Raw genomic sequence first — 25,572 nt, 5'->3', positions numbered from 1 at the left:
AAATTGAAAGACCTGCACCAGTCTTCGGGGCAGTTCACTACTCGACAGAGAGTAGGACAAAAGCGAAAGCTTTTGAACGTTGCTTCAGCAACGGCCCGAAGTGATTCATAAACTGCCAGGCATCAATTTAAGAACGCGACCTCAGCGACGCTGTGGACGGTTCGACAGTTAAGTGTGCTGATATGGCTCAGTTGGTAGAGCGCACCCTTGGTAAGGGTGAGGTCCCCAGTTCGACTCTGGGTATCAGCACCAGTTATACGCAGTAAAAAGTAAAAGAATTTGTCTGGCGGCAACAGCGCGGTGGTCCCACCTGATCCCATGCCGAACTCAGAAGTGAAACGCCGTAGCGCCGATGGTAGTGTGGGGTCTCCCCATGTGAGAGTAGGGAACTGCCAGACATCAAATAAAACAAAAGGCTCTGTCGAAAGACAGGGCCTTTTGTTTTATCTGCTGTTTGTCGGTGAGCGCTCTCCCGGAGTAGGACAAATTCGCCGGGAGCGAATTTGCACGGCGCGCAGCGCCGCCCGGCAAACCGGCGGCGCTGACGCCCGACTAGTGGATGACCTGCGACAAAAACGCCCGCGTACGTTCGGACTTCGGCCGGGCGAAGAACTCATCCGGCGGCGCCTGCTCGACGATCTCCCCGCGATCCATAAAGATAACCCGGTCCGCCACCGTCCGCGCAAAGCCCATCTCGTGCGTTACGCAGAGCATGGTCATCCCGGACTCCGCCAGTCCAATCATCGTATCCAGCACCTCCTTCACCATTTCCGGATCCAGCGCCGACGTCGGCTCATCAAACAGCATAATTTTCGGCTTCATGCACAGCGAGCGGGCAATCGCCACGCGCTGCTGCTGGCCGCCGGAGATCTGCCCCGGAAACTTGTGGGCGTGTTCGGCAATGCGCACGCGCTCAAGATAGTGCATGGCCAGCGCTTCGGCCTCCTTCTTCGGCATCTTTCTGACCCAGATCGGCGCCAGGGTGCAGTTCTGCAGCACCGTCAGATGCGGAAACAGATTGAAGTGCTGAAAAACCATGCCGACTTCCTGGCGCACGCGTTCAATATTGCGGATATCCTCGTTCAGCTCGATACCGTCGACCACGATCCGCCCCTGCTGATGCTCCTCCAGGTGATTGATGCAGCGAATGGTGGTCGATTTCCCCGAGCCCGACGGCCCGCAAAGAACGATACGCTCTCCCTGCCTGACGTGCAGATTGATATCCTTCAACACGTGAAACTGCCCGTACCACTTATTGACCTTATCGAGCGTAATCATCGCTTCGGCTGACTGCTGTAATGGTTGACTCATAGTGTCCTCAGTGCGGCGTACGCCCGGTGTTAAAGCGCTTTTCCAGATGCTGGCTGTAGCGCGACATGCTAAAACAGAAGATCCAGTAGATCAGGGCGGCAAAGACGTAGCCCTCGGTCGACATCCCGAGCCAGGCGGGATCGACGGTGGCCTGCTGCACGCTGCTGAACAGATCGAACAGCCCGATGATGATCACCAGGCTGGTATCCTTAAACAGCGCAATGATGGTATTCACCAGTCCGGGAATAACCAGCTTCAGCGCCTGGGGCAGGATCACCAGCCCCTGGGTTTTCCAGTAGCCCAGCGCCAGCGACTCGGCGGCTTCATATTGTCCCTTCGGCAGAGCCTGCAGCCCGCCGCGCACTACCTCCGCCACGTAGGCCGACTGGAACAGGATGACCCCGACCAGGGCGCGGATCAGCTTGTCGATAGTGGTGCCTTCGGCCATAAACAGCGGCAGCATCACCGAGGACATAAACAGCACGGTGATAAGCGGCACGCCGCGCCAGAACTCAATAAAGATAACCGACAGCACGCGCACCACCGGCATGGTCGAACGGCGGGCCAGCGCGAGGAGGATCCCGAGCGGCAGCGCGCCGGCAATGCCGACCGAGGCGATAACCAGCGTCAGCGTTAGCCCGCCCCACTGGCGGGTCTCCACCCGATCCAGCCCGAGGAAACCGCCGTACAGCAGCACCCAGACCACCACGGGATAGGCCACGGCCCAGCAGGCGATATAGCGGCCGCGCCGGGGCAGCGCGCGCCAGAACATCGGCACGATGCTCAGCAGGCCGACCGCCAGCGCAAGGTTAATGCGCCAGCGCTGATCGTGCGGGTAGAGGCCATACATAAACTGGCCGAAGCGCTGATGAATAAAGACCCAGCAGGCCCCGGATTTGGTGCAGTCGGCGCGAGTGGTGCCTATCCAGTTTGCCTGCAGGAATGCCCAGTTGAGCAGCGGCGGCAGGATCTCCGCCAGCATCCACAGGCAAAACAGCGTCAGCAACGTATTCAGCCAGCTGGAAAACAGGTTTTTACGCGCCCAGCGCAGGGCGCGGCCCGGCCCGGTAATTGCCGGACGGTCGGGCTGTGACAGCAGAACTTTCATCATCATGATCTCTTAGCGCTCTATCAGCGCCATTCGGCGGTTATAGATATTCATCAGCAGCGAAATGCCGAGGCTGATAATCAGGTACACCGACATGGTGATGGCGATGGTTTCAATGGCCTGGCCGGTCTGATTCAGGACGGTGCCGGCGAACAACGACACCATATCCGGATAGCCGATAGCGGCCGCCAGCGAGGAGTTTTTAACGATATTCAGGTACTGGCTGGTCAGCGGCGGGATGATCACCCGCAGCGCCTGGGGCAGGATCACCTGGCGCAGGGCGATCGGATGGGGCAGCGCCAGCGAACGCGCGGCCTCAAGCTGTCCGTAGGGGACGGACTGAATGCCGGCGCGGATGATCTCGGCAATAAAGGCCGAGGTGTAGACCGACAGCGCCAGAGTCAGCGCCGCCAGCTCCGGGATCAGCGCCATGCCGCCGCGGAAGTTGAAGCCGCGCAGGGCCGGTACATCCCAGTGGATCGCCGCGCCAAATACCCAGTGCGCCAGCAGCGGCAGTACAATCAGCAGCCCAATGGCCGCAGGCCAGGTGCGGCGCAGGCGTCCGGTTCGTATCTGCAGGTTTCTGTTGTAGCGGTACAGCCCGATACTCAGCAGCGCGGCCAGCGCCACGGCGCCGAGAAACGCCAGCAGGCCTTCGCCGAACTGCGGCGCCGGAATATAGAGGCCGCGGTTGCTGAGGAACATCAGATCGAAGGCGCTCAGCGCCTGGCGCGGGCCGGGCAGGTTGCGCAGCACCGCAAAGTACCAGAAGAAGATCTGCAGCAGCGGCGGGATATTGCGAAAGGTCTCGATATAGAGGGTTGAGAGCTTGCGCAGCAGCCAGTTTTCCGACAGCCGGGCGAGGCCGAGAAAAAAGCCGAGAAACGAGGCAAAGAGAATGCACAGGGCGGAGACCAGCAGCGTATTGAGCAGCCCGACCATGAACACGCGGCCGTAAGTATCGCCTTCGCTGTAGTCAATCAGGTGCTGGACGATACCGAACCCGGCGCTGCGGTCGAGAAAGGCAAATCCGGAGGTGATACCGCGGTTGCTCAGGTTAATGATGGTGTTGTGGATCAGATAAATAAAGACAGCGGCCACGGCTGCCAGCGTAACTATCTGAAAGAGCCAGGCGCGGACCGTTGGGTTTGAGAGAGAGAGCGAGCCCTTCACGGCTGGGCGGCGATGAGACATAGTGGAACCTCAATAACGGGACTCTGAGTGGGCGCCGCCGCAGCGGCGCCCGTTACCGCCTGATCCTTAACGTACCGGCGGCGCGTACTGAATGCCGCCGTTGTTCCACAGGTTGTTCTGCCCGCGCTTAATCTTCAGGGCGCTGTCCTTACCGACGTTGCGATCGAAAATCTCGGCGTAGTTGCCGACCTGCTTAACGATGTTATACGCCCACTTATTATCGAGCTTGAGGTCCTTACCGAAGTCGCCCTCTTTGCCGAGCAGGTGCGCCATATCCGGCGTGGTCGGATTGGCCGCTTTCGCGTCAACGTTCTTCGAATCAATGCCCATCTCTTCGGCGTTAAGCATGGCAAACAGCGTCCAGCGCACGATGGCGAACCAGTCATCGTCGCCGCGGCGCACGACCGGACCCAGCGGCTCTTTGGAGATAACCTCCGGCAGCACGACCCACTCGTCGGGCTTGCTCAGCTTGATGCGCAGGGCGTAGAGCTGAGACTGATCGGAAGCCAGCGTGTCGCAGCGTCCGGACTCCAGCGCCTTCGCCGACTCATCGGAGCGGTCAAAGGTCACCGGCGTGTATTTCATGTTATTGGATTTGAAGTAGTCCGCCACGTTCAGCTCGGTGTCGGTACCGGCCTGAATACAGACGGTGGCGCCGTCCAGCTCTTTGGCGCTTTTCAGGCCCGCTTTGTTGTGGGTCAGGAAGCCGATGCCGTCGTAATAGGTGACGCCGGTGAAGGACATGCCCATGCCGGCATCGCGGGAGGAGGTCCAGGTGGTATTACGCGACAGCAGGTCTACCTCGCCGGACTGCAGGGCGGTGAAGCGCTCTTTTGCCGTCAGCGGGGTATATTTTACTTTGCCGGCATCGCCGAATACGGCGGCGGCCACGCCGCGACAGACATCAACATCAATGCCGGTAAACTTGCCGCTGGCATCGGCATAGGAGAAGCCGGGCAGCCCGTCGCTGATCCCGCACTGTACGAATCCTTTCTTTTTTACCGCGTCCAGGGTGGTGCCGGCGTGGGCCTGATTGGCGACGGCGAGCAGTACGCCAGCCGCTGCGAGGCTGGCGATCATCATCTTTTTCATAATGCATCCTGTGTGGCGTTGAAATTATCGTTATATAAATCGCTCTTCAGAGCGTGAAAAACCTGTCTGTGGCTATGGCCATTTTCTGTCAAGCAAATGGAGTGCCAATGTTGCAATTACCGAAATAAAGGAGCCAGAAGTGCAACAGAGTGAGTGTAGACAGGAAAGGAAAAGCCGCGCGCGCCGGACTGGTGCAAATTTGCAACTTACGCCACAAAATGGAGCAAAATAGTTTCAATAAACCGCAATAAGAAAAAGATGATTTCGCGGGTGAATATTACTGAGAAAAAAGATAGCGGGGCAATGTGAAATTCATCACAGAGATGCAACGCGGTAATAATAATTAAATCGATAAGGGATGGGGATTAGCAACAAAAAAAAGATTACCAGCGCGGAGGGGGAAATAACGTGCACGATAACAGTGCAAAAGCGCGGTAGCCCGCGCTTTTGCAAACACTATTTAGTCAGCGCCACGATACCCAGCGTCAGACCCGCTAACGCGGCGGCACCGCCGGCGATGGCGCCCGCCGTTTCCCAGTTATCCTGCGTCGTGCCCTTCACACAGGTATTGGTATGGACCAGGCGGCCCTGATCGTCATATACCGGCACGCAGGGGGAGTCGTGTGCGCAACCGGCAAGCGTCGCGGCAAGAACCGCAACGGAAATTAATCTTTTCATGATAATACCTCTCTTTAACCGTCGCCGATGATTAACACCAGCCTTGCGGAATGAGGACAATTTTATCACCGCGTAAGCCACGTGCGCAGACGTAAAAAGTCTCAATTTATGAGCTGTGTAAAAAGCATGGAGGTATTTAACGCAGATTTCACCGATTATGGAGAAACTGTGCAGAATAAAGTTCTGATTATCTTGCAGAGAGAGTTCAGACTGGCTGAGTTTTTAAATAGGGGCACCGCAAGTGCCCGCTAATAATATACCAGAGTCGTTTAATCTGCTATTTGAATACTGCTGGCGCACATCGGCTTTCCAAGGAAATAGCCCTGCAGCGTATCGCATCCGAGCGCGGTCAGAAATTCCAGCTGCTGCTGCGTTTCAACACCCTCCGCCACCACATTCAGCTTCAGCGTGCGCGCGAGGGCGACAATCGCCGAAACGATGGTGGCGTCCTCGCCTTCGCCGGCCAGCTCCTTCACAAAGGCACGGTCGATTTTTAGTTCGCAGGCCGGCAGCCGCTTAAGGTAGAGCAGGCTGGAATAGCCGGTACCAAAATCATCAATCGATGCCTTAATGCCGATCTGCGTCAGACTGTTGAGCATCGCAATACTCTGTTCCGGATTGCGCATCGCCGTGGTTTCGGTGATCTCCAGAATCAGCAGTTCTGGCGGGATCTGATGGCGGGCAAGCGCCGCGGTGACGATAGCTACAAGCTGCTGATGCTCGAACTGGAGCGGGGAGAGATTGACCGCTATCGACCACCTCAGTTTGCCGGCCGAACGCCACGCCGCCAGCTGGCGACACGCTTCATTGATGACCCAGTTGCCTACCGGGATAATTGCACCGGTTTTTTCTGCCAGCGGCAGGAAGAGGTCCGGCGTCAGCAGCCCCTGATGCGGGTGCCGCCAGCGCAGCAGAGCCTCAAAACCAATGAGTTCTTTGCTGGTAGTCCGGAATTTCGGCTGGTAGTGCAGGCTCAGCTCCTGGCGATCGATGGCGCTCCACAGATCGTTAGTCAGCTGCAGCTGGTGCCGGGCGAAGGTGTTCATCGACGGCTGGAAAAAGTGGTAGCCGTTGCGCCCCGCGTGTTTGGTGTGGTACATCGCGGCATCGGCGTTGAACATCAGGTCACGCTCGCTTTGGCCGTCGAGCGGATACAGGGCAATGCCGATGCTCAGGGTGACCACCAGCTCGTAGCGCCCGATGCTGAACGGTCGATCAATGGTCGCCACCAGCGTTCCGGCGAGGCGGGCAGCATCTTCCGGGGCATCAATTTCCGCCAGCAGCACAAACTCATCACCGCCGATGCGCGCCAGCGTAAACTGGTCCTTAAGCGGTATCTGCAGACGCTGCGTTACCGCAACTAACAGCCGGTCGCCCGTTTCGTGACCGAAGGCATCGTTCACCGCCTTGAAGCCGTCCAGATCGATAAACATCAGCGCGAACTGGCTGCCCGCGCGCTTAGCTTTGCCTATTGCCTGCGCCAGACGGTCTTCGAAAAGCACCCGGTTTGGCAGGCGGGTTAAGGTGTCCTGCAGGGCCAGTTGAGCAAGCTCCTGATTCGCCTGCGCCAGCGAAGAGGCCAGCAGCGCGGTACGGGCCTGAAGGCGAGCGTCGAGCATGGAGAGCAGCAGCGTAATTGCCAGAATAAACAGCGTGACGATGCTTACCATTGCGGCAAGCCAGCTGCCGTGCATCCCGTCGTGCGCCATCGCCATCTGCGGTGGCATCTGCGCGGCCATCATGCCCGCGTAGTGCATGCCGGCGATAGCAATACCCATCAGTATGGCGGCGCCAAAGCGCATCAATGCGACCTGGGCGGCCTCCAGGCGCAGGCGGAAAGTGAGCCAAAGTGCGGAAAAGGAGGCCAGCAGCGCAATAATGACCGAGGCGATAACCCACCCGTAGTGCCAGATAATAGGCGAGCTGACTTCAATAGCCGCCATGCCGGTATAGTGCATCACGACGATACCGGTACTCATCACCAGCGAGCCTGGCAGCAGCCGGCGCGGAGAGAGCCGGTCTACGCTTACCAGCCACAGGGCAAAGAGCGAGGACGCAATGGCCACGATCATGGAGAGGCTGGTTAACCACAGGCTATAGTGCATGAGCATGGCGTTATCCATCGCCATCATGCCGATAAAGTGCATCGACCAGATACCAATGCCCATCGACACGCCGCCGCCGGTTAACCAGAACGCCGCCGTTTTCCCGCGGCTGGTAGAGACGCGCCCGGCCATGCTCAGCGCAGTCCAGGCAGCAAGAATGGCGATCACAAATGAGATCGCGACGAGAAGGGGGTTGTAGTGGCTAAGCGGCATGGAGTCATCAACCGGTTTTCAGAGCTGCGACATTACCACTCTCTCTTCGCCCGGCATAGTGAATTTAAACCACCGCATTTAAGGGGTAATGGCGATACAATCACTCTTTTTATCGCGTTTAAGCGCTTATTCACCCATGTTCAGATCGGAACACTTCACTAACTTCAGTGGGTTAACTGAATCCATATTGCGACACTTGTCATACTCGGTTGTCAGCACTTCAATCAGGTGCATGACGATGCCCTCAAAGAGAAACATCAGGAGAGCAAATGCGATAAGCCATCCGTACTTTCTGAGCATAAGCCGCTCCGCGCTGAAGAAATGAAGAAGGAGTCTGGCAATATACACGAAGCGCGGGCCCACAAAAGGCGCCGCACAAAATAATCTTCATCTTCTGGTCTGCGTCACTATGGCTGGTCATCGCGAACCTTCGTTTCCGGAGGCGTCAGGCGTAATGATTTTCACAGAACCGTCGCGGCACTGGGACTCATACTCCGGCGGGATCCTCCTGTCGCTTATCAGAATATCAAACGTCGATAGCGGGCCGATACTGGCGGGCGCAACCTCGTCAAACAGACTGTGCCGTGCCAGCACCACCTTACGCAGCCCCCGTCGTACGGCTTTTTGCTTGGTCATCAGGTCGTCCGGGTTAAACCAGCTGACGCCAAAATGCGTGTGTATACCGCTGGCGGAGATAAAGACTTTGCGCGGATTGAGCGAGTCGAGCGGCGAAGGATTATTGGGATCGTAAAACGCATCGCTCTTTGGCCGGTAAGTCCCGCCGCACAGGATGGCGGTGGCATTCGGTTTCTGATCTAACGCGATGAAAACCTGATGTGAATAGCATATGCCGGTAAACGTCATCTCATCGGGGATCATGCCGATAACCAGCGGCATTTCGCTGCCGTTGTCAAAAAACACGACATCGTGCTCGCTGACCAGGCCTGCGGCCAACTCGGCAATAGCCAGCTCGCCCTGCTGACTTTTTTTAACCGGCGCTGCAGCAGGCAGGGAAGAGGCCGGCTTATTGACCATTACGATATAGCCACCCAGCAGAGAGAGCGGTAAATCCGTATCTTCCTGGTTCAGATCGCGGCGGATGGTCATGACGGAGACCTCAAGCATACGCGCTGCGTCCTTGAGATGAATGCGGTCGGTCTTCTTCAGGAGTGCCATCAAACGGCGGATGCGCTCTTTCTGCTTTGTTTCCATTAGCTTCTCTCTGACAGAGGCAGTAAATGTTCTTCTGGTAACATTATGGTGAGGGAAATCACGTCTGAAGAATCACTATACGCCCGCCTCCCAGGCTTGAAAAGCGACGTTGCGGCTTTCTTTGGATATAAAAGAGTTATTTTTCATCGAATTGACGATTTCTAAGTGATGTTTGTCACAATTTTATTCCCGGACAGCGTCAGTTAAATAAGCAGTACGATGTTTGTTCAATCGCGATCATAGTCACAAATGATAATAAAATAACATGATAATGTTATTTTATTATCATTGCTATGTGACAGTTTCAGAGAGGAAGGAAAATGGATATCGCGGTTATCGGCTCCAATATGGTGGACCTCATCACCTACACCAACCAGATGCCTAAAGAGGGTGAGACGCTGGAGGCACCGGCCTTTAAAATCGGCTGTGGCGGCAAAGGGGCAAATCAGGCCGTGGCGGCTGCGAAGCTCAATTCAAAGGTCATGATGCTGACCAAAGTCGGCGATGATATCTTTGCCGATAACACTATTCGCAACCTCGAATCGTGGGGCATCAATACAAGCTATGTGGAAAAAGTCCCCTGTACCACCAGCGGCGTGGCGCCTATTTTTGTAAATCCTAACTCAAGCAACAGCATCCTGATTATTAAAGGTGCCAACAAGTTTCTCTCACCGGAAGATATCGATCGTGCGGCAGACGATTTGAAAAAATGTCGCCTCATTGTCTTACAGCTTGAAGTGCAGCTTGAGACGGTATATCACGCTATCGCCTTTGGCAAAAAACACGGTATTGAAGTGTTGCTTAATCCGGCGCCCGCGCTGCGCGAGCTGGATATGCACTACGCCTGTCAGTGTGATTTCTTTATCCCTAACGAAACTGAACTGGAAATTATTACCGGGCTGCCGGTAGACAATTACGACAGTATCCGCAACGCAGCCCGTACATTGCTCGATAAAGGTCTTAATAACGTTATTGTGACCATGGGCGAAAAAGGTGCGCTGTGGATAGCGCGCGATAAAGAGGTCCATGTCCCTGCATTCAGCGTCAATGCGGTCGATACCAGCGGCGCTGGCGATGCATTTATCGGCTGCTTTGCCCACTACTATGTCGCCACCGGCAATGTAGAAACAGCAATGAAAAAAGCGGTACTTTTTGCGGCATTAAGTGTGACCGGCAAAGGTACACAATCATCTTATCCGAGCATTGAGCAATTTAACGAATTTCTGATGCTCAACGAAGAATAACCCTGCACGGTAAAAGGTAGCACTATGAACGATCAAAACATCATTCAGATGCCTGATGGCTATCTGAATAAAACCCCGTTGTTCCAGTTTATTTTGTTATCCTGTTTATTCCCGCTCTGGGGATGCGCAGCCGCTCTTAATGATATTCTTATTACGCAATTTAAAAGCGTATTCGCACTCAGCAACTTTGCCTCGGCATTAGTGCAGAGCGCTTTCTATGGTGGCTATTTTTTGATTGCCATTCCGGCATCGTTAATTATAAAAAAAACCAGCTATAAAGTTGCTATTCTCATTGGGCTTACGCTCTATATTGTTGGTTGTACGCTCTTTTTCCCGGCCTCGCACATGGCAACCTATACCATGTTTCTGGCGGCTATCTTTGCGATTGCCATCGGTCTGAGCTTCCTGGAGACGGCAGCGAATACCTATAGTTCAATGATTGGACCCAAGGCCTACGCTACCCTGCGCCTGAATATCAGCCAGACTTTTTATCCGATCGGCGCCGCCTCCGGCATTTTACTCGGTAAATATCTGGTGTTCTCGGAGGGTGAGAGCCTGGAGAAGCAGATGGCGGGAATGAATGCTGAACAGATCCATCACTTTAAGGTGCTGATGCTGGAAAACACCCTTGCGCCGTACAAGTATATGGTTATGGTGCTGGTGGTGGTTATGCTGCTATTCCTGCTCACCCGCTTTCCGACCTGTAAAGTAGCTTTCTCGGGCGAACGCAAGCGCCCATCAGCGCTGGATACCCTGCGTTATCTGGCAAAAAATGCCCGCTTTCGCCGTGGTATCGTCGCGCAGTTCCTGTATGTCGGAATGCAGGTTGCGGTCTGGTCCTTCACTATCCGCCTGGCGCTGGAGTTGGGGGATATCAACGAACGCGACGCCTCGAACTTTATGATTTACAGCTTCGCCTGCTTCTTTATCGGCAAATTTATCGCCAACATTTTGATGACGCGCTTTAACCCGGAAAAAGTCCTCATCCTCTATTCGATCGTCGGCGCATTATTCCTGGCCTACGTGGCGCTGGCGCCGAACTTCAGCGCGGTATATATCGCCGTGCTGGTGAGCATTCTGTTCGGACCGTGCTGGGCGACGATCTATGCCGGTACGCTGGACACGGTGGACAACGAACATACTGAGATGGCGGGGGCCGTGATTGTGATGGCCATCGTCGGGGCGGCGGTCGTCCCGGCGGTACAGGGCTTCGTTGCCGATATGTTCCACTCGCTGCAGATCTCATTCCTGGTTTCAATGTTCTGCTTTGTCTACGTCGGGATCTACTTCTGGCGCGAAAGCAAAGCGCGCGGCGCGCGGGCCTGTGAAGCCGCCTTATCCTGAGGAGAATAGCGATGAAAACGCGTATTGCCCTGTGGCGTGAACTCTTCGCTGAACATCCACGCAGCCTGGTACAGAGCCGGACGTTCAGCATCAGCGCCTTTCGCTACGCCAGCGGCGTCGAGGGGCTGAAGATTGAGAACAGCCGCGGCCATTTGATCGTGCTGCCCTGGATGGGGCAGATGATCTGGGATGCCTGCTTTGACGGTCGGGATCTCACCATGCGCAACATGTTCAGCCAGCCGAAGCCGGCGGCGGAGGTGGCGGCCACTTATGGATGCTTTGCTTTTCACTCCGGCCTGCTGGCCAACGGGTGTCCGTCACCCGAAGATACGCACCCTCTGCACGGCGAGATGCCCTGCGCGCCAATGGATGATGCCTGGCTTGAAATAGAGGACGACAGCGTTACCCTGCGCGGCCGCTATGAATACGTGATGGGGTTTGGCCACCACTACCAGTCTGAACCTGGCGTGGTGCTGCGTGCCGACAGCGCGCTGTTTGAGATCCAGATGGCCGTAACCAATCTGGCTGCAGTCGCCATGCCGCTGCAGTACATGTGCCACATGAACTACGCCTATGTTCCCGGGGCGACGTTCAGTCAGAATATTCCCGATGCGGCGCTGATGCTGCGCCAGTCGATACCGGCGCACGTGAAGCCAACGCCGTCGTGGCTGGCGTTCAACCAGCGCATTATTGACGGTAAGGAGGCGCTTACTTCTCTGAATGCCCCCGAGCATTATGACCCGGAGATCGTCTTTTTCGCCGACGGGCTGGACGCCTTTACGCCGGTGCCGGAGTTCAGAATGACGGCACCGGACGGCACGACATATCTCACCCGCTTTCGCAGCGCGGAGTTCAATTACGCAACGCGCTGGATCCTCTATAACGGCGATCAGCAGGTGGCAGCCTTTGCGCTCCCGGCCACCTGTCGCCCGGAAGGCTTTCTCGCCGCGCAGCGCAGCGGTACGCTGATCGTGCTTGAGCCGCAGCAGACGCGCCGGTTCCACGTTACGACAGGGATTGAACAGCCCTGATTTAGCGTCATTCAGCCAATAAAAAAGGCGCTTCCCCATGCCGGTTCGCGCCTTTTATATCAACAACATAACTGACTTGTATCAGTTCATGCCGTACTGTCCAAATAGGCGTTCTCATGCTTTTCCGTAATTTTAATAATATATTTTAAATCAGTATGTTAGGTTAAATATCAACTGTATATTGTTCCAGTGTTTTTTGTTGTTTATGCTATTATGCAAGCAATTCTGTATAAACATTTGTATAAACACTTTGGGCTGGGTGGTGGTCTATGGCTGGCGAACTTAACAAGCTGAGCGACAGGAAGTTAAAGGGATTACATGGCATCCCGGCCAGTAAGATTGAGTTTTATGCTGATGGTGCCGGGTTGAGCGCTAAGGTAACGAAAGCTGGTGGCATTAGCTGGGTGTTTACTTACCGACTCGACGGGCAGAAGCTGCATCGGCTGACTCTGGGGCGCTACCCTGATATGAGTCTCAGAGAGGCCCGTTCTTCGCGTGATAAATGTCGTCAGTGGTTGGCCTCTGGTAAAGACCCAAAGCACCAGTTGGCGTTAACTACTCAGGAAACGCTTAAACCAGTCACGGTGCAGGAAGCTATCGAATACTGGATACGCGAATATGCGGAAGAAAACCGTGCGAACGTTGAGCGGCATAAAGCGGAGCTACGCAAGCATATTTACCCTTACATTGGAAAAATGGCGCTCGCTGACTGCGAAACCCGATACTGGCTTGACTGCTTTGACAGGATGAAAAAGAAAACGCCAGTTGCTGCGGGTTATGTATTTCAGATGTGTAAGCAGGCTCTGAAATTCTGCCGCGTTCGCCGTTACGCCGTCAGTACCGCCCTTGAAGATTTGAGTATTCCCGATGTTGGTAAAAAGCAGGCGAAAAAAGATCGGGTACTGAAAGATAAAGAGGTTGGGGGATTATGGGCTGCTATATCGTCCGGCGATACTTTTCTGCCTTACTACACAAACTTGCTCAGGATCACCACTTTGTTTGGTTGCCGCACCCAGGAGGCCAGATTGTCAGAGTGGGCCGAATGGGATATGGAGGCATGGGTGTGGACAGTACCAAAAGCGCATAGTAAAGGCGGTGAAAAGATTGTGCGTCCAGTTCCAGAGGCGATGCGTTCATTTATTGAAATGCTCCACGATGAAACAAAATCATCCGGCTACCTTCTTGGGGCTGTGAAGAATAGCGAAGCGGTTAGCCAGTGGGGCCGTAGTGTTTATAAAAAACTGAGGCATTCTGAACCCTGGACATTGCATGATCTACGGCGAACGCTTGCAACGCATATGAATAATATGGGTATAGCTCCGCACGTTGTTGAACAGTTGCTGGGCCACTCAATGCCAGGGGTTATGGCGATTTATAACCGTAGTCTGTATCTGCCGGAGAAACTGGACGCGCTGAATAAGTGGTATGATCGCTTAGAACTTCTTGCGGGTAATCATCAAAATGTGGTTCTGTTAACTGTAGCGAATAGAGATTAAACTGGTCTTGCGAGTCTAGGTCGGCCAACCGAAAAGCGGGAAACCCTACCCGCCTGGCTCGCAAGTTAATTAGGGGCGTTGAGGGTAGCGTTATGGCAGAAAAAGAAATAAAGATTCCATTTTCATATTGTAGATTGTCCAGAGGTGCATCATTTCTGGGGGTTGAACCGTCAGATTTGATCAACCTTGCTATTGAAAATAAAATCGAAATAAGCATGATGCTGAAAAGGTTTCACTGCCGAATCCTTCTTCGTGAAGATTTTAGTGATGTAAAGGATTGGTATTCATCACTATACTTTCCTCGTACTTTTAATTCTATGTCAGGGCAAACCCGCGCGATAACGAATCACTCTTTTATTGAATTTACTAATGGCCGTTATTTTGAACCTGATAAACTATTATCTGGTTCAGACATCTTTACGGAACAAGAAAGTAAAGGGTTCCTTGTCGGATATGGCTTTGCATTAGGTCTGTGGCGGGTAATGCCCGATCAGTTTGAGTCATCTTTACCTGTGAAGGATTTTTTCCCCGGATTTTTCCCGTGCCTCACGGGCGGTGAAACTCCAGTAATTCAGATTCTGCCAGCCCAACCCTTTATCGATCAGTCTAATGGCAAGAGGTTTAATTTCGACCCTTATGAGTTTGAAGCCGGGTATGATGATTTATGGGTTACTAATTATGATATTAAACGGCTTATGGAAAGCGGCCTTGATTTCGATAAGCTGCCAATGCTCAATGATATTGAACGACCTGATTTAGACTCTGATTCAAAAAATAGTATTAATAAACGCTCAGAAAGTGCAAAAGAAAAACATGCACGAAATGAACTATTAATTTTAAGTGCTGCAATAAAATTCAAAGAAACAAGTTCTGATATTTTCAATGAAAAGTGCTTGAAAAAAGATGGGAGCTACAATTTCTCAGCATGGGCCAGAGAACTTTCCGACAGAGTGCACTTATTTCCTGACGGACAATGCCCGGTCAAGAGCGTTGACACAATTACCTCATACATTAGTAGGCACTTTAAGTTTTAATTGTAGGAGCTTCTAAACGTTAGAAAGGGTGTTCTAATCATTAGATTACCCTTTTTAGAATTAAACACGCCTTTTTAAATTTTAGAAGCCATTTTTATTAATTTACTTTAGACAAATACTTCCCCCACAACGCAAGAACAGACAGGAAAGGCTCCTTCTGATTGCGTTAAGTGGAGGAAGCATGTCAAATACTCGTTTTACCCCGCCAACACCAGAACAACGCCGCACCATTCTCACAGAATATGGGATTAAGTTTGATCGCCGTATTCGTGAAAGTGAATGCTTCGAAATAACCAGTCTTTCCCGTTCCACCCGCTGGTATATGGAGAACGAAGGTAAATTCCCGCCACGCTGCCACTTTGGCCGTAATAGTTGCGCATGGCTTCTGTCAGATGTTCTTTGGTGGGTTCGCAATCCACCTGCTGTTGAGAACGTCAACACCCCTTACAACCGTAAATCCGCGTAAGGGGGGCGCTATGCAAAAATTAAATGAGTTGGTTCCGGTTAACCCCGGAAATATTGGCGGCGTGACGGTATCGCTGGTCAGTGCAAAAAAACTCCATGAGTTTCTCGGCGTTGGGCGTGATTTCACCACATGGATTAAGGGGCGTATCAGCCAGTATGGTTTTACTGCTGGTGTAGATTTTACGGTGGTTGAAAATTTGAGCGCCCCCGTTTCGGGGAGCGCAAAATATCGCCAACAAATTGCACATGATTACCTGATCACCATCGACATGGGTAAAGAGCTGGCAATGGTTGAGCGCAACGAAAAAGGGCGGGAGGTGCGCCGCTACTTCATCAACTGCGAACGCCAGGCAAAAGCCGCCGCTAATATCCCCCAGACGTTACCGGAAGCCCTGCGCCTTGCTGCTGATCTGGCCGAAAAGGCAAGCGAACTTGAAAACCGGCTGGTGGCCGCTGCGCCAAAAGTTGATTTCGCTGATCGCGTGGCGGAGATCAGTAAGGGGATTTCCATTCCAAACTATGCCAAAGCCGTAGGGCTTGGCCCCATCAAATTATTCGGCTGGATGAGGCAACAGGGGATTCTCATCAATGGTGGCCAGCGCCACAACCTGCCTATGCAGCGTTATATCGATAGCGGTTATTTTGCCGTTCGCCAGGGAACGTATGAAACGAATGGCGAGGTAAGAGCCTCATTCACAACGATGCTGACGGGGAAGGGTGAGCAGTGGTTAACGAAAAGACTGATCGCTGGTGGTGTATTGCCGGAGGTGCCGAATGCTGACGCTGAATAAAACAAAGGCAGCTTTGCAGAGCTGCCAATGTCACTACGAAAAACCGAAACAGATTAAGCATACCAGGGTTAATGCTGGTGGTCAAAGAATGAGCGCTCCTGTGATTACGGGAACCGCGCCAATGGCGCAGTTAAACAGCGCTCTATTCCTTAAGCCAGATCTGGCGGAAGGGTGTACTCCAATAGAGCGATTAAACCACAACCTGATGATTTCAAAGCAGAGCGTAATATTGCGCTGCGTTCTGGCTAACTCTGGAGTTGCTGATTTGCAACTCTCTAAGGGGTGTCCGCCGATGGCGCATACCCCGGACAAGTCAGATCAACCCTTTGGTTCAATACCACGCTGCTGCAACTCTTTGCGGATTATTCGCTTAATCCATGCTGCCAGAGATTCATCACCATCTTGCTGTTGGGCCTGTTCCATTAGCTCACGTAACTCAGGATCTAGCCTGAACTGGAATGGTGGGTTACCACGTCTCTCGTTTTTGTGTGTTGACACGTCAATTACACCCGATGTAATGTGTTTATGTGTAATGACACATTACATACATGTGTTGCAAATAGCAACGCCCCGGAGTGCGGGAACACTGCCGGGGCGTCTAACCAAACAGTTAATCGAGGTAACAGTTATGGCTGAATTACAGCATACCCAAACTCACCCCAAATTTACATGGCTCTTTCTGGCAACCCCTAAGGGCTATCCCGATTGTTCGCCGGTGGTTCTGCGTTTTGATGCTGACACTGAAGCGACTGCCCGCGCCGCCTTTCCCGGATGGGATATGGTCTTTGCCGCCAAAATCCGTGCAGAGCCTCCTTGCCGTGTTGCTTTCTTCGATTACACCACACGACGTGGATGGGAGTTCGATAGCGCTGCTGCTCAGGAGGTACGACATGCTTAATCTCAAATGGTCAGAAATCGATATTGAAGACGAGCTTCGTACTATGGAAACGTTGTTATCCGCATCGCTGTACATGGACGATGATAACGAGACTGAGCACGATATAGCGGTGGCCCTCGTGGATAAAGTTCTGATCCGTATTCGTGAGTTGAAAGCTGCCAGCGAGGTGCATCATGCGTGATATCTATCATCAACTTGTCAAAGTCAACCCGGATTTTGAAAACTATTCGGCGGATTCGCTGGTGGAATGTCGTAATGCTTGTGGTGACGCTGTTTTTGCGATTACCAGCACGTTGACCCTGATCGGCAACCTCACTCTTAATATTTCTATGTCTGAAGAATACAGTAACGAGGATGCCAGGCGTGATCTTGAGTTATTAGGGTATACCCTACGGCACTTACCGCGAATGGCGCAGGCGCTGGAACAGAATAGCGCAACGGCAGATTACGTTCTTAAGCAACGTAAGGATGGTGTTCAGTGAAAAATGCACCGAATGTAAAGGCTTTACCAAAGGACAAATTTACTGAGGCGATTATCTTTGCCGGTGCGGACGCCTGGAGCCATGCCAAAGGTTGGGAAGAAGGAATGGGTAAACAGGTAGCCGGTGATACCACGCCTCCGGTTTATCTGGGCCCAAAGCAACTGGAGGAACTGGACAACCTGCGCATTGTTGATGATGGCCGAAAGGTAGCGCGGGTTTACCTGGCTGGCAGTATCGAGCAACTGATGATTAACGCCATTGGTGCCAAGCTGGCAAGCGCCGGGGTAGAGGATGCCAAACTCTATAAGGGGATTCCAGACCGTGAGCCGGAGGACTGGCACGACTACCTGAAACGGCTACGTGAGCAACCGGAGGATGAGGAAAGAATCGTCCTGCAACTGCCAGTAGTTCGGAGGGAACCGGTACATGTAGAGGTAAGCCCTGCACTCAATCAGATGGGGGCAAGCCAACGGGGCGAGGTACTGTTGGCGCATTTCGATGGTGATCTGGCTATTCACGCAGACTCGGACATGGTTCACCACTACAACGGGGTGATCTGGAATCCGCTCCCGGATAAAGAGCTGCAACGCGAAATGGCGCAGATTTACATCGATGCAGATGTGGCCTATTCACAGAATGCGGTCAAGTCAGCAGTGGAAACCATGAAACTGAGCTTGCCAGTGATGGGAGTAACGGCCCGCAATCTCATTGGCTTCAGCAACGGCGTATTTGATACACGGACGGGGCAATTCAGGGAGCACAGTAAAACCGACTGGCTGCTGATTGCTAGCGAGCTGCCTTTTAGTCCACCGGCGGAGGGGGAGACGCTGGCCAGCCATGCGCCGAACTTCTGGAAGTGGCTACGCCGATCAGTAGCCAATAATGACCTCAAGACTGATCGTGTTCTGGCGGCACTATTCATGGTGCTGGCGAACCGGTACGACTGGCAGCTGTTCCTTGAGGTTACAGGCCCAGGCGGCAGCGGTAAAAGTGTGATGGCGGAGATATGCACGATGCTGGCGGGCAAGGCCAATACAGTATCGGCCAGTATGAAAGCGCTGGAGGATGCGAGGGATAGGGCGCTGGTGGTCGGCTACTCACTGATCATCATGCCGGATATGACCCGCTATGCTGGCGACGGCGCCGGGATTAAGGCGATTACCGGCGGTGATAAGGTGTCTATCGATCCGAAGCACAAAGCACCGTACTCAACCCGAATCCCTGCGGTGGTGCTGGCCGTCAACAACAACGCTATGACCTTCAGCGACCGTAGCGGAGGTATATCGCGCCGACGGGTGATATTCAACTTTACGGAGGTAGTGCCGGAAAACGAGCGAGATACGATGCTGGCTGAAAAGATCGAGGGTGAGCTGGCCGTAATCATTCGTCATCTGCTGACCCGCTTTACCAAGCAGGACGAAGCCAAACGACAGCTGCACGAACAGCAGAAGTCAGAAGAGGCGCTGGCTATCAAGCGGGAAGGTGATTCGCTGGTGGACTTCTGCGGCTATCTGATGGCATCGGTAGCGTGTGACGGAATGTTTATCGGCAATGCGGAGATCGTGCCGTTCAGCCCGCGAAAGTACCTGTACCACGCCTATCTTGCATACATGCGGGCCAATGGTCTGAGTAAGCCGGTATCGCTTATGAGGTTCGGTACTGATATGCCTGGTGCAATGTCTGAGTACGGCAAGGAGTACCACAAGCGCAAGACCAAACACGGCATACGCTCCAACGTCACCCTACACGATGATTCAGGGGAGTGGATGCCATCATGTGCAGCTACCTCAGAAAATGGAGGGGTAGAGTAAAGTTATAGATAAAGTGTTCACCAGTATTCACCATGTTAAAAAACTCATTTATTACATGGTGTTAATGGGTGAACACTTATTTATAAAGTATTCACCAAAGTATTCATCTGTTCACCTTTTGGTTGTTTTTTGCCCTAAAGGGTGAAGGGTAGGGTGAACACTAGTGAATACTTGAAAGAGAAGTATACGCCACTTAACCGTATGAATTTGCTGAATAAATTAGCGATGGTGAACAGGTGAACACTTATACGCATATTTTTAAATTTTATAGCAGAATAAAAAAATAATTGATGGAGGGTAATTATGAACGTTAGTGATTTTATGGACGAGTCTGAACTGTTCACACTGCTGGACAAGAAGAAAACAGCCGTGTGGCGATTACGCAAAGATCATGGATTTCCCAATCCAGTACTCACCCATCCCTCACGCTACAGCCGTAAAGCAGTAATGAAATGGCTTGAGGAAGGTGGCGTAAATAGAATTAATAATTTGGTTGTTTGCACGATAAAATAATGAGGTAAATAATGAAACTAATTGGCAAAGACAACGGCATTATGAGCGATCTCAAATTTCTCTATAGCGCCGTTGATGAGCTTTCAAATAAAGATGAGATTACAGTGACGGACTTTCTGGCTCTGAGTGCTTTTGTCACTTCTGAAAAGCTTGATCTGGAATCGTACCAGTCTGGGCTGGAAGAAGGTGGGCAAGAGTTATCGAAAGACGCCAGCGCTTATCTCGATCTTCTTCAGAGGATGGCGGCTGATTTATCGTACCCAACCTCTGGCCTTGAGAACGCTATCCATAGCGCACAATCAACGGCGAGCTGGGCTTTTTATCATTGGGGGCTGGATAAAGAGTAATCATTGTATCAGGTGTGCAAAAGGCCTGGTTTTCCCAGGCCATTTTTTAAAGCAAACCTAACAGCGTGGAAATACCAGCTCCAACGATACTGGCAACGGTGCTATTTTCCAGTAATTGTTTCAACACTGATTTAGCCTGTGGATCGCCAGATTTAGCCACTTTCTCGACAAGTTCAGTAATACTGATATTCACCAGCATATGATTACTTTCACCTATTTGAACTTGCTCACCACTGACGGAGCCAATATTAAAAGTATTCATGTTCTTTGCTGTCCTGTGTTCATCGGAAGAAAGATTCTCTATTGATAACGTAAGCATATGGGGATGTGTTGTACCTGCGTTTAGAGTTCCATTTTTTAAAATTTTAATATCGACTACTTTAAGTCTTAATTCACTACCTCCAATTTTTTGAGTTAAAATATCACCTAATTCAATTTGCGGAAGATCTGTATATGGGATATTAACTTGATTTTTATCTGTATTGCGGCTTCCTTTAAATTCTTTACCAGAAATTAAAAAGATATCGGGGTATGCCATTTCATTAAAATCGAAATCCATAAAAGTTTCCTTTCTTATTTTACTTCGTTTAACACACCATTCTTTATAAGAATTCTTACTGTGTTTTTAACATTTTCTTTAAGATTGATATGCTGTGATTTTAATACTTTTGCATATGCTATGAGTGAACCATATTGTGCAATTGCTTTGTCCTTATGTATTTGTAGTTGAGTTTCAGCGTATATCCCTTCCCAATGTTCATATTTTTGCAGTAGATCATTATTCATTCTATATGAGTCAATTAATCCCTTTGCAAGAGTATACGTTTTAATAATGCTTTTTCTTAGATCATTGTCTTTTATTCTGCCAAGAAGAAACGCATTACCATTATAAATAGTGAAGAAATCGCTTACGAGCGGATAATAAAAAAGTAATGGAGTGTTATCCTCTAAAGATTCTAATCTTACCCCCATGTTTTCATGATAATTATCAAAAATCGTCTCAATTTCATCATGAATTGATTGTAGCAGGCTAGTTATTATGTTTTTTTCGTTTTCATCTGCAATTCTCTTCTGGTTTTCATGAGCTTCTTTTGTTGCTTTGAAAGAGTAATACCCAGCAATTGCCCCGCCCACTACCGCCCCAGCAATGGTAATAATGAATGTTATGAGATTATTCACGTCTGCATCCTTGAGTGGCCTTGTTACTCATTTTATATAGCCAAAACGAGACTTTGTAAATTATTTGTTCTCATGTTTTCACAGATGTTTGTGACAACAAACAGGTGTTTACTCATTGATTGTTATGTATATCTTAAAGAGTGGCACTCAGACGTGAGCCGCCACTGTCCACCTGGTTTTCTCCCGTTCTGCGACGGTTTCCTTTCCAGGTGGACATCCCTCCAAGCGCTGGTTTCACGTCTCAACGTTAATTGTTACGGAAACCACTCCATGAAGAAATTACTTGAATTACGCCAGCAGAAAGCCGCACTCAAAACCCAGATGCGTTCCATGCTGGAAAAAGCTGACAGCGAAAAGCGAAGTCTGAACGATGAAGAGGGCAAGCAGTTCGATGAACTCCGCGCCCAGTCTGATGCGCTTGAAGTTGAAATTACCCGCCTTGAGGCCATCGCCGACGATCAGCGTAATTTGCTTGGCACTTCTGTTGAAGGTAAAGGTGTAAGCAACGATGAGCTGCGCCACTACATCATGACCGGTGATACCCGCTCTCTCTCCACGTTGGTGCAGGCTGACGGCGGCTATACCGTTATCCCTGAGTTGGACAAAGAGATAATGCGCCAGTTGCAGGATGATAGCGTTATGCGCTCCATCGCCACGGTGAAGACCACCAAAACCAACGAATACCAGAAGCTGGTATCTGTGGGCGGCACTACCGTTAATCGCGGTACCGAAGGTGAGGCACGTACCGAAACCAGCACACCGAAGATGGAGCGCGTTGATATCAAACTCAACCCGATCTACGCCTACCCGAAAACCACTCAGGAGATTCTCGACTTCTCCGAAGTTGATATTCTTGGCTGGCTGTCGTCCGAAATCACCGACACCTTCACTGCTACCGAAGAAACCGACTTTGTGAACGGCGACGGTGATAAAAAATCCAAAGGGTTCCTGTCCTATCCGCGTGCGGCCACCAGCGATAAAACCCGTCCGTTCGGAACGCTGGAGAAGATGGAAGCCGCTGCCGTTTCCTCTGATGACCTGATCGATCTGCTGTATAAGCTGAAAGCCAAATACCGCAAAAATGCCGTATGGGTGATGAACTCCAATACCGTCGCCACGCTGCAAAAGCTGAAAAACGGCAACGGGGATTATATCTGGCGCGATCGTCTTGTCGCTGACTCACCTGATACCCTGCTGGGCCGTCCGGTTCAGTATCTGGAAACCATGCCTGATGCGGCTGCGGGTGAAGCGTTCCTGGCGGTGGGCGACTTCAAGCGCGGTTACTTCATCGTGGATCACACTACCGGCGTGCGTACCCGCCCCGACAACATCACTGAACCGGGTTTCTACAAAGTGCATACCGATAAATACCTGGGCGGCGGCGTGGTGGACTCCAACGCCATCAAGGTACTTGAGCTTTCCGGCTCCGGTTCCTGATCTGACGTTTAAGGGGCTTCGGCCCCTTTCTTCCCTCTGTGGAGTCCTCCAATGAAAAATAATGATTTTGAAATCCGCACCTCCGAACTGAGCGCCAGCAACAAAAAGCTGGTGGGGTATGCCGTGCGCTGGAACAGCCTTTCAGAAGTGATCTGGGATGAGTTCCGCGAGCAGTTCGCACCGGGGGCGTTCAAAGACAGCCTGGCATCCGGTAGCGATGTGCGGGCGCTGTACGAGCACAACTATACCCAGCTACTGGGGCGTACCAAATCCGGCACGCTGGTACTGTCAGAAGATGATACCGGGCTGCGCTTTGAGCTGACTCCGCCAAACACCCAGCTTGGTAATGATGTGCTGGAGCTGGTGGAGCGCGGTGATATTTCCGGCATGAGCTTTGGTTTTCGGGCGCTGAAGGATGCGTGGGATATCGCCCAGTCTCCTTACCTGCGCACCGTGATCGCCGCCGAACTACGGGAAGTTACCGTTACCTCTATGCCTGCTTACCCTGAGTCTGGCGTGGAAATTGCGCACCGCTCGCTTTTCTTCCAACATCCTGAACTGCGCCGCGCTGGCGATAACCGCCGCCGCTGGGCTGAATTAGCGGGGCTTTGATATGTGGAATATCTGGCCGTTTGGCCGCAAGTCTGAACCCTCTGAGCAGCGCAGCATGACCATTGATGAGTTTCTGGCGATGGCAGGGATTCCAAATACCGGGTCAGGTGAATATGTGTCTGCCGGTACTGCGGAATCTCTGCCGGCGGTCATGAACGCCGTATCAGTTATCAGTGAGGCGGTGGCGACCATGCCCTGTTATCTCTATCGCGTGCGCAACGATAACGGTCGGGAAGCGCGGGAGTGGCTGAGCAATCACCCGGTGGATTTTCTGCTGAACGAGCAGCCGAATGACTGCCAGACGCCTTACCAGTTTAAGCGCACAATGATGCGTCACTGTCTGCTTAACGGTAATGCTTATGCGGTGATCCAGTGGGGCCGCGACGGTCAGCCGCAATCCCTACACCCGTATGCGCCGGGGGCGGTTGTTCCTGAGCGTATCGGAGAGCACCGGTACAAATACACCGTTACTGAGCCATTTACCGGGGCAGTGCGCACCTACCTGCAGGAAGAGATCCTGCATCTGCGTTACGCCACCGACGATGGTTTTTTGGGGCGATCTCCGATCACCATCTGCCGCGAGGCGCTGGGATTAGGTCTGGCTCAGCAGCGACACGGTGCCAGCATCATGAAAGACGGCATGATGGCGGCGGGCGTGGTTACTACAGCTGACTGGCTCGATAGCGTGAAGGGCAAACAGGCGCTGGACGCGCTGGAGCGTTACAAAGGTGCCAGAAACGCCGGGAAAACACCGATCCTTGAAGGTGGCATGGACTATAAGCAGCTGGGCATGAGCAATCAGGATGCCGAGTGGCTTGCCTCCCGCCGGTTCACCATTGAAGACATTGCCCGCATGTTCAACGTGTCGCCTATCTTCCTGCAGGAATACAGCAACAGCACCTACAGCAACTTCAGCGAGGCAAGCCGCGCCTTTCTCACCATGACAATGCGCCCATGGCTGGCGAACTTCGAGCAGCAGATCAAATCTGCGCTGCTGGTGGCATCACCTGCACCAGGCATCCGTTATCAGGTTGAGTTCGACTCTGCCGATCTTCTTCGTGCCACACCAACCGAGCGTTACACAACTTATGAGCGCGGTATCAAGAACGGGATCATGAACCCGAACGAAGCCCGCGAGCGCGAAGGGATGCCGCCGCGTGAAGGTGGCGACGAGTTCAGCCAGGCGTGGAAGCAGGAGGTCAAGGTAAGCAAAGACGCTAAGGAAGGCGACGAGTGAGGGTTGGGAAGATGAAGAGACGAATCACTATCCAGAAGTTTGTAAGCCATCGTGACCCGGCTACCGGGGCCGTGGTTAAAGAGTGGGTTGATGACGTTACCATCTGGGGGGAAATAGCCAGTCTCAGTGGCCGTGAGCTGGTCGCGGCTCAGGCCGAACAATCAGAAATAACGGTCAGAGTCTGGATCCGCTACCGCAAAGGGATCACCACAAAAAACCGTCTGACCTGTACTGAATCCGGGATGCCTACGACCATCTATGACATCAAGGCAGTTCTGCCGGATTCGGATCGTACCCGCCTCGAAATTATGTGCACCGGAGGGCTTACCAATGGCTGAACGTATAGCGCTTGCTGAAGCGAAACTTCACTGCCGCATTGATAACGATGACATCTACGAAGACTCAATGATTCAGGCGTATATCGACGCGGCACTGGAAGTCTGCCAGAAGCATATTGGTAAACGGTTTGATGATGGGCTGGAGTTTACCCCGGCCATCAAAATTGGCTGTCTGATGTATATCTCCCAGCTGTACGAATACCGCACGATGGTCAGTGACGTAGAGGCGAAAGAGGTTCCCCTTGCTATCTCCGCGCTGTGGTCTGTCTACCGTGACGTGGGGGTGTACTGATGCCGTGGCAACCAATGCGCCGGTGCACTGAGCCGGGATGTAATAAGCGGGTGAAGTCCGGTAAGTGCGACGAGCACAAGCGGGAAGCCTGGCGGGCAGAGGATTCCA

29 protein-coding genes, 1 tRNA gene, 1 rRNA gene and 1 pseudogene are annotated in these 25,572 nt (G+C 52.3%); 21 read left to right on the top strand and 11 right to left on the bottom strand.

Features of this window, described 5'->3' with window-relative positions; all coding sequences use genetic code 11:
* Positions 1-176 precede the first annotated feature (176 nt).
* Positions 177-252: transfer RNA gene (locus tag ENGE1_RS24350), tRNA-Thr, on the top strand.
* A gap of 30 nt (positions 253-282) precedes the next feature.
* Positions 283-398, top strand: a 5S ribosomal RNA gene (gene rrf / locus ENGE1_RS24345).
* 154 nt (positions 399-552) lie between these two features.
* Here rrf and ENGE1_RS24340 read toward each other — a convergent pair.
* The 8 genes from ENGE1_RS24340 to ENGE1_RS24310 all read right to left on the bottom strand — a co-directional run bounded on the left by ENGE1_RS24340 (position 553) and on the right by ENGE1_RS24310 (position 8,913).
* Complete coding sequence (locus ENGE1_RS24340) at positions 553-1,311, bottom strand: amino acid ABC transporter ATP-binding protein (RefSeq protein ID WP_043080946.1); 759 nt, start codon at positions 1,309-1,311, stop codon at positions 553-555.
* Between the two features lie 7 nt (positions 1,312-1,318).
* Entirely contained in the window at positions 1,319-2,422 is a 1,104-nt protein-coding gene (locus tag ENGE1_RS24335) for an amino acid ABC transporter permease (RefSeq protein ID WP_043086298.1), read from the bottom strand.
* A 9-nt stretch (positions 2,423-2,431) separates the two neighbouring features.
* Entirely contained in the window at positions 2,432-3,613 is a 1,182-nt protein-coding gene (locus ENGE1_RS24330; protein WP_048253858.1) for an amino acid ABC transporter permease, read from the bottom strand.
* Positions 3,614-3,679: 66 nt separating this feature from the next.
* The gene (locus tag ENGE1_RS24325; RefSeq protein ID WP_043080944.1) at positions 3,680-4,705 is read right to left on the bottom strand and encodes an amino acid ABC transporter substrate-binding protein; all 1,026 of its coding nucleotides are present in this window, start codon (positions 4,703-4,705) and stop codon (positions 3,680-3,682) included.
* 456 nt (positions 4,706-5,161) lie between these two features.
* Positions 5,162-5,383 carry a lipoprotein gene (locus ENGE1_RS24320; RefSeq protein WP_043080943.1) on the bottom strand — a complete coding sequence of 74 codons (222 nt, stop codon included), beginning with the start codon at positions 5,381-5,383 and terminating at the stop codon, positions 5,162-5,164.
* Between the two features lie 269 nt (positions 5,384-5,652).
* Positions 5,653-7,701, bottom strand: coding sequence for a putative bifunctional diguanylate cyclase/phosphodiesterase (locus tag ENGE1_RS24315; protein ID WP_048273208.1), 2,049 nt, complete (start codon positions 7,699-7,701; stop codon positions 5,653-5,655).
* Positions 7,702-7,827: 126 nt separating this feature from the next.
* Complete coding sequence (locus tag ENGE1_RS27530) at positions 7,828-8,001, bottom strand: DUF2556 family protein (RefSeq protein ID WP_043086297.1); 174 nt, start codon at positions 7,999-8,001, stop codon at positions 7,828-7,830.
* A 117-nt stretch (positions 8,002-8,118) separates the two neighbouring features.
* Positions 8,119-8,913: a DeoR family transcriptional regulator gene (locus ENGE1_RS24310; RefSeq protein ID WP_048253856.1), complete on the bottom strand. Its 795-nt coding sequence runs from the start codon at positions 8,911-8,913 to the stop codon at positions 8,119-8,121.
* A gap of 320 nt (positions 8,914-9,233) precedes the next feature.
* Here ENGE1_RS24310 and rbsK point away from each other — a divergent pair, with 320 nt between their 5' ends.
* From rbsK to ENGE1_RS24280, 7 genes are all read left to right on the top strand, one after another.
* Positions 9,234-10,157, top strand: a complete 924-nt coding sequence (gene rbsK / locus ENGE1_RS24305; RefSeq protein ID WP_048253855.1) for a ribokinase — start codon at positions 9,234-9,236, stop codon at positions 10,155-10,157.
* 24 nt (positions 10,158-10,181) lie between these two features.
* A complete protein-coding gene (fucP, locus tag ENGE1_RS24300) occupies positions 10,182-11,501 on the top strand; it encodes an L-fucose:H+ symporter permease (RefSeq protein WP_048253854.1) in 1,320 nt (439 codons plus the stop codon).
* Positions 11,502-11,512: 11 nt separating this feature from the next.
* Complete coding sequence (locus ENGE1_RS24295) at positions 11,513-12,532, top strand: aldose 1-epimerase family protein (protein WP_048253853.1); 1,020 nt, start codon at positions 11,513-11,515, stop codon at positions 12,530-12,532.
* 269 nt (positions 12,533-12,801) lie between these two features.
* Positions 12,802-14,028 (top strand): tyrosine-type recombinase/integrase, encoded by a 1,227-nt coding sequence (locus ENGE1_RS24290; protein WP_048253852.1) that lies wholly within the window; start codon positions 12,802-12,804, stop codon positions 14,026-14,028.
* A 92-nt stretch (positions 14,029-14,120) separates the two neighbouring features.
* Positions 14,121-15,062: a hypothetical protein gene (locus ENGE1_RS24285; RefSeq protein ID WP_048253851.1), complete on the top strand. Its 942-nt coding sequence runs from the start codon at positions 14,121-14,123 to the stop codon at positions 15,060-15,062.
* A gap of 181 nt (positions 15,063-15,243) precedes the next feature.
* Positions 15,244-15,528: a helix-turn-helix transcriptional regulator gene (locus ENGE1_RS27525; RefSeq protein ID WP_072065292.1), complete on the top strand. Its 285-nt coding sequence runs from the start codon at positions 15,244-15,246 to the stop codon at positions 15,526-15,528.
* Between the two features lie 10 nt (positions 15,529-15,538).
* Positions 15,539-16,318, top strand: coding sequence for a phage antirepressor KilAC domain-containing protein (locus ENGE1_RS24280; RefSeq protein ID WP_004150969.1), 780 nt, complete (start codon positions 15,539-15,541; stop codon positions 16,316-16,318).
* 318 nt (positions 16,319-16,636) lie between these two features.
* Here the strand turns inward: ENGE1_RS24280 and ENGE1_RS29330 are convergent, their stop codons facing one another.
* The gene (locus ENGE1_RS29330) at positions 16,637-16,816 is read right to left on the bottom strand and encodes a YlcI/YnfO family protein (protein ID WP_012600012.1); all 180 of its coding nucleotides are present in this window, start codon (positions 16,814-16,816) and stop codon (positions 16,637-16,639) included.
* A gap of 19 nt (positions 16,817-16,835) precedes the next feature.
* Between ENGE1_RS29330 and ENGE1_RS27515 the strand changes: the two genes are divergently transcribed.
* The 6 genes from ENGE1_RS27515 (at position 16,836) to ENGE1_RS24260 (ending at position 20,369) form a co-directional block, all read left to right on the top strand.
* Positions 16,836-17,216 (top strand): host cell division inhibitor Icd-like protein, encoded by a 381-nt coding sequence (locus tag ENGE1_RS27515; protein ID WP_306725707.1) that lies wholly within the window; start codon positions 16,836-16,838, stop codon positions 17,214-17,216.
* Positions 17,209-17,397 carry a hypothetical protein gene (locus ENGE1_RS24275; protein WP_048253850.1) on the top strand — a complete coding sequence of 63 codons (189 nt, stop codon included), beginning with the start codon at positions 17,209-17,211 and terminating at the stop codon, positions 17,395-17,397. Before ENGE1_RS27515 ends, ENGE1_RS24275 begins: the two co-directional genes overlap by 8 nt.
* Positions 17,390-17,698 (top strand): hypothetical protein, encoded by a 309-nt coding sequence (locus ENGE1_RS24270; protein WP_048253849.1) that lies wholly within the window; start codon positions 17,390-17,392, stop codon positions 17,696-17,698. The genes ENGE1_RS24275 and ENGE1_RS24270 overlap by 8 nt, the downstream gene beginning before the upstream one ends.
* Positions 17,695-19,509 (top strand): DNA primase family protein, encoded by a 1,815-nt coding sequence (locus ENGE1_RS24265; protein WP_048253848.1) that lies wholly within the window; start codon positions 17,695-17,697, stop codon positions 19,507-19,509. Before ENGE1_RS24270 ends, ENGE1_RS24265 begins: the two co-directional genes overlap by 4 nt.
* 303 nt (positions 19,510-19,812) lie before the next feature.
* A complete protein-coding gene (locus tag ENGE1_RS27510) occupies positions 19,813-20,022 on the top strand; it encodes a hypothetical protein (RefSeq protein WP_072065290.1) in 210 nt (69 codons plus the stop codon).
* Between the two features lie 11 nt (positions 20,023-20,033).
* Positions 20,034-20,369: a hypothetical protein gene (locus ENGE1_RS24260; protein ID WP_048253847.1), complete on the top strand. Its 336-nt coding sequence runs from the start codon at positions 20,034-20,036 to the stop codon at positions 20,367-20,369.
* A 46-nt stretch (positions 20,370-20,415) separates the two neighbouring features.
* Here the strand turns inward: ENGE1_RS24260 and ENGE1_RS24255 are convergent, their stop codons facing one another.
* Both ENGE1_RS24255 and ENGE1_RS24250 read right to left on the bottom strand, forming a co-directional pair.
* Entirely contained in the window at positions 20,416-20,928 is a 513-nt protein-coding gene (locus ENGE1_RS24255) for a hypothetical protein (protein ID WP_048253846.1), read from the bottom strand.
* Positions 20,929-20,942: 14 nt separating this feature from the next.
* On the bottom strand, positions 20,943-21,548 hold the full coding sequence (locus tag ENGE1_RS24250; protein WP_048253845.1) for a CrcB family protein: 606 nt from the start codon (positions 21,546-21,548) through the stop codon (positions 20,943-20,945).
* A gap of 270 nt (positions 21,549-21,818) precedes the next feature.
* Here ENGE1_RS24250 and ENGE1_RS24245 point away from each other — a divergent pair, with 270 nt between their 5' ends.
* From ENGE1_RS24245 to ENGE1_RS27505, 6 genes and pseudogenes are all read left to right on the top strand, one after another.
* Positions 21,819-22,985, top strand: coding sequence for a phage major capsid protein (locus ENGE1_RS24245; RefSeq protein WP_064360850.1), 1,167 nt, complete (start codon positions 21,819-21,821; stop codon positions 22,983-22,985).
* Positions 22,986-23,036: 51 nt separating this feature from the next.
* Positions 23,037-23,597, top strand: a complete 561-nt coding sequence (locus ENGE1_RS24240) for an HK97 family phage prohead protease (protein ID WP_048253843.1) — start codon at positions 23,037-23,039, stop codon at positions 23,595-23,597.
* Position 23,598: 1 nt separating this feature from the next.
* A complete protein-coding gene (locus ENGE1_RS24235; protein ID WP_048253842.1) occupies positions 23,599-24,834 on the top strand; it encodes a phage portal protein in 1,236 nt (411 codons plus the stop codon).
* An 11-nt stretch (positions 24,835-24,845) separates the two neighbouring features.
* Complete coding sequence (locus ENGE1_RS24230; protein WP_225823445.1) at positions 24,846-25,172, top strand: phage head closure protein; 327 nt, start codon at positions 24,846-24,848, stop codon at positions 25,170-25,172.
* On the top strand, positions 25,165-25,464 hold the full coding sequence (locus tag ENGE1_RS24225; protein ID WP_048253840.1) for a head-tail connector protein: 300 nt from the start codon (positions 25,165-25,167) through the stop codon (positions 25,462-25,464). Before ENGE1_RS24230 ends, ENGE1_RS24225 begins: the two co-directional genes overlap by 8 nt.
* A pseudogene (locus tag ENGE1_RS27505) lies at positions 25,464-25,572 on the top strand (HNH endonuclease signature motif containing protein); the annotation flags it as partial. The gene ENGE1_RS24225 and the pseudogene ENGE1_RS27505, both read left to right, overlap by 1 nt.

The organism is Pluralibacter gergoviae ATCC 33028 = NBRC 105706 (genome assembly GCF_001598855.1).
GTDB classification, from domain to species: Bacteria; Pseudomonadota; Gammaproteobacteria; order Enterobacterales; family Enterobacteriaceae; genus Pluralibacter; species Pluralibacter gergoviae.
The sequence above is the reverse complement of the archived record's forward strand: the minus strand, read 5'-3'. Positions and strand labels throughout refer to the sequence as shown.

Excerpts from the sequence above, each read along its gene's own strand:
- ENGE1_RS24340 (WP_043080946.1), bottom strand. The coding sequence starts at position 1,311 with ATGAGTCAACCATTACAGCAGTCAGCCGAAGCGATGATTACGCTCGAT.
- ENGE1_RS24335 (WP_043086298.1), bottom strand. The coding sequence starts at position 2,422 with ATGATGAAAGTTCTGCTGTCACAGCCCGACCGTCCGGCAATTACCGGG.
- ENGE1_RS24330 (WP_048253858.1), bottom strand. The coding sequence starts at position 3,613 with ATGTCTCATCGCCGCCCAGCCGTGAAGGGCTCGCTCTCTCTCTCAAAC.
- ENGE1_RS24325 (WP_043080944.1), bottom strand. The coding sequence starts at position 4,705 with ATGAAAAAGATGATGATCGCCAGCCTCGCAGCGGCTGGCGTACTGCTC.
- ENGE1_RS24320 (WP_043080943.1), bottom strand. The coding sequence starts at position 5,383 with ATGAAAAGATTAATTTCCGTTGCGGTTCTTGCCGCGACGCTTGCCGGT.
- ENGE1_RS24315 (WP_048273208.1), bottom strand. The coding sequence starts at position 7,701 with ATGCCGCTTAGCCACTACAACCCCCTTCTCGTCGCGATCTCATTTGTG.
- ENGE1_RS27530 (WP_043086297.1), bottom strand. The coding sequence starts at position 8,001 with ATGCTCAGAAAGTACGGATGGCTTATCGCATTTGCTCTCCTGATGTTT.
- ENGE1_RS24310 (WP_048253856.1), bottom strand. The coding sequence starts at position 8,913 with ATGGAAACAAAGCAGAAAGAGCGCATCCGCCGTTTGATGGCACTCCTG.
- rbsK (WP_048253855.1), top strand. The coding sequence starts at position 9,234 with ATGGATATCGCGGTTATCGGCTCCAATATGGTGGACCTCATCACCTAC.
- fucP (WP_048253854.1), top strand. The coding sequence starts at position 10,182 with ATGAACGATCAAAACATCATTCAGATGCCTGATGGCTATCTGAATAAA.
- ENGE1_RS24295 (WP_048253853.1), top strand. The coding sequence starts at position 11,513 with ATGAAAACGCGTATTGCCCTGTGGCGTGAACTCTTCGCTGAACATCCA.
- ENGE1_RS24290 (WP_048253852.1), top strand. The coding sequence starts at position 12,802 with ATGGCTGGCGAACTTAACAAGCTGAGCGACAGGAAGTTAAAGGGATTA.
- ENGE1_RS24285 (WP_048253851.1), top strand. The coding sequence starts at position 14,121 with ATGGCAGAAAAAGAAATAAAGATTCCATTTTCATATTGTAGATTGTCC.
- ENGE1_RS27525 (WP_072065292.1), top strand. The coding sequence starts at position 15,244 with ATGTCAAATACTCGTTTTACCCCGCCAACACCAGAACAACGCCGCACC.
- ENGE1_RS24280 (WP_004150969.1), top strand. The coding sequence starts at position 15,539 with ATGCAAAAATTAAATGAGTTGGTTCCGGTTAACCCCGGAAATATTGGC.
- ENGE1_RS27515 (WP_306725707.1), top strand. The coding sequence starts at position 16,836 with ATGTGTTTATGTGTAATGACACATTACATACATGTGTTGCAAATAGCA.
- ENGE1_RS24275 (WP_048253850.1), top strand. The coding sequence starts at position 17,209 with ATGCTTAATCTCAAATGGTCAGAAATCGATATTGAAGACGAGCTTCGT.
- ENGE1_RS24270 (WP_048253849.1), top strand. The coding sequence starts at position 17,390 with ATGCGTGATATCTATCATCAACTTGTCAAAGTCAACCCGGATTTTGAA.
- ENGE1_RS27510 (WP_072065290.1), top strand. The coding sequence starts at position 19,813 with ATGAACGTTAGTGATTTTATGGACGAGTCTGAACTGTTCACACTGCTG.
- ENGE1_RS24260 (WP_048253847.1), top strand. The coding sequence starts at position 20,034 with ATGAAACTAATTGGCAAAGACAACGGCATTATGAGCGATCTCAAATTT.
- ENGE1_RS24255 (WP_048253846.1), bottom strand. The coding sequence starts at position 20,928 with ATGGATTTCGATTTTAATGAAATGGCATACCCCGATATCTTTTTAATT.
- ENGE1_RS24245 (WP_064360850.1), top strand. The coding sequence starts at position 21,819 with ATGAAGAAATTACTTGAATTACGCCAGCAGAAAGCCGCACTCAAAACC.
- ENGE1_RS24240 (WP_048253843.1), top strand. The coding sequence starts at position 23,037 with ATGAAAAATAATGATTTTGAAATCCGCACCTCCGAACTGAGCGCCAGC.
- ENGE1_RS24235 (WP_048253842.1), top strand. The coding sequence starts at position 23,599 with ATGTGGAATATCTGGCCGTTTGGCCGCAAGTCTGAACCCTCTGAGCAG.
- ENGE1_RS24230 (WP_225823445.1), top strand. The coding sequence starts at position 24,846 with ATGAAGAGACGAATCACTATCCAGAAGTTTGTAAGCCATCGTGACCCG.
- ENGE1_RS24225 (WP_048253840.1), top strand. The coding sequence starts at position 25,165 with ATGGCTGAACGTATAGCGCTTGCTGAAGCGAAACTTCACTGCCGCATT.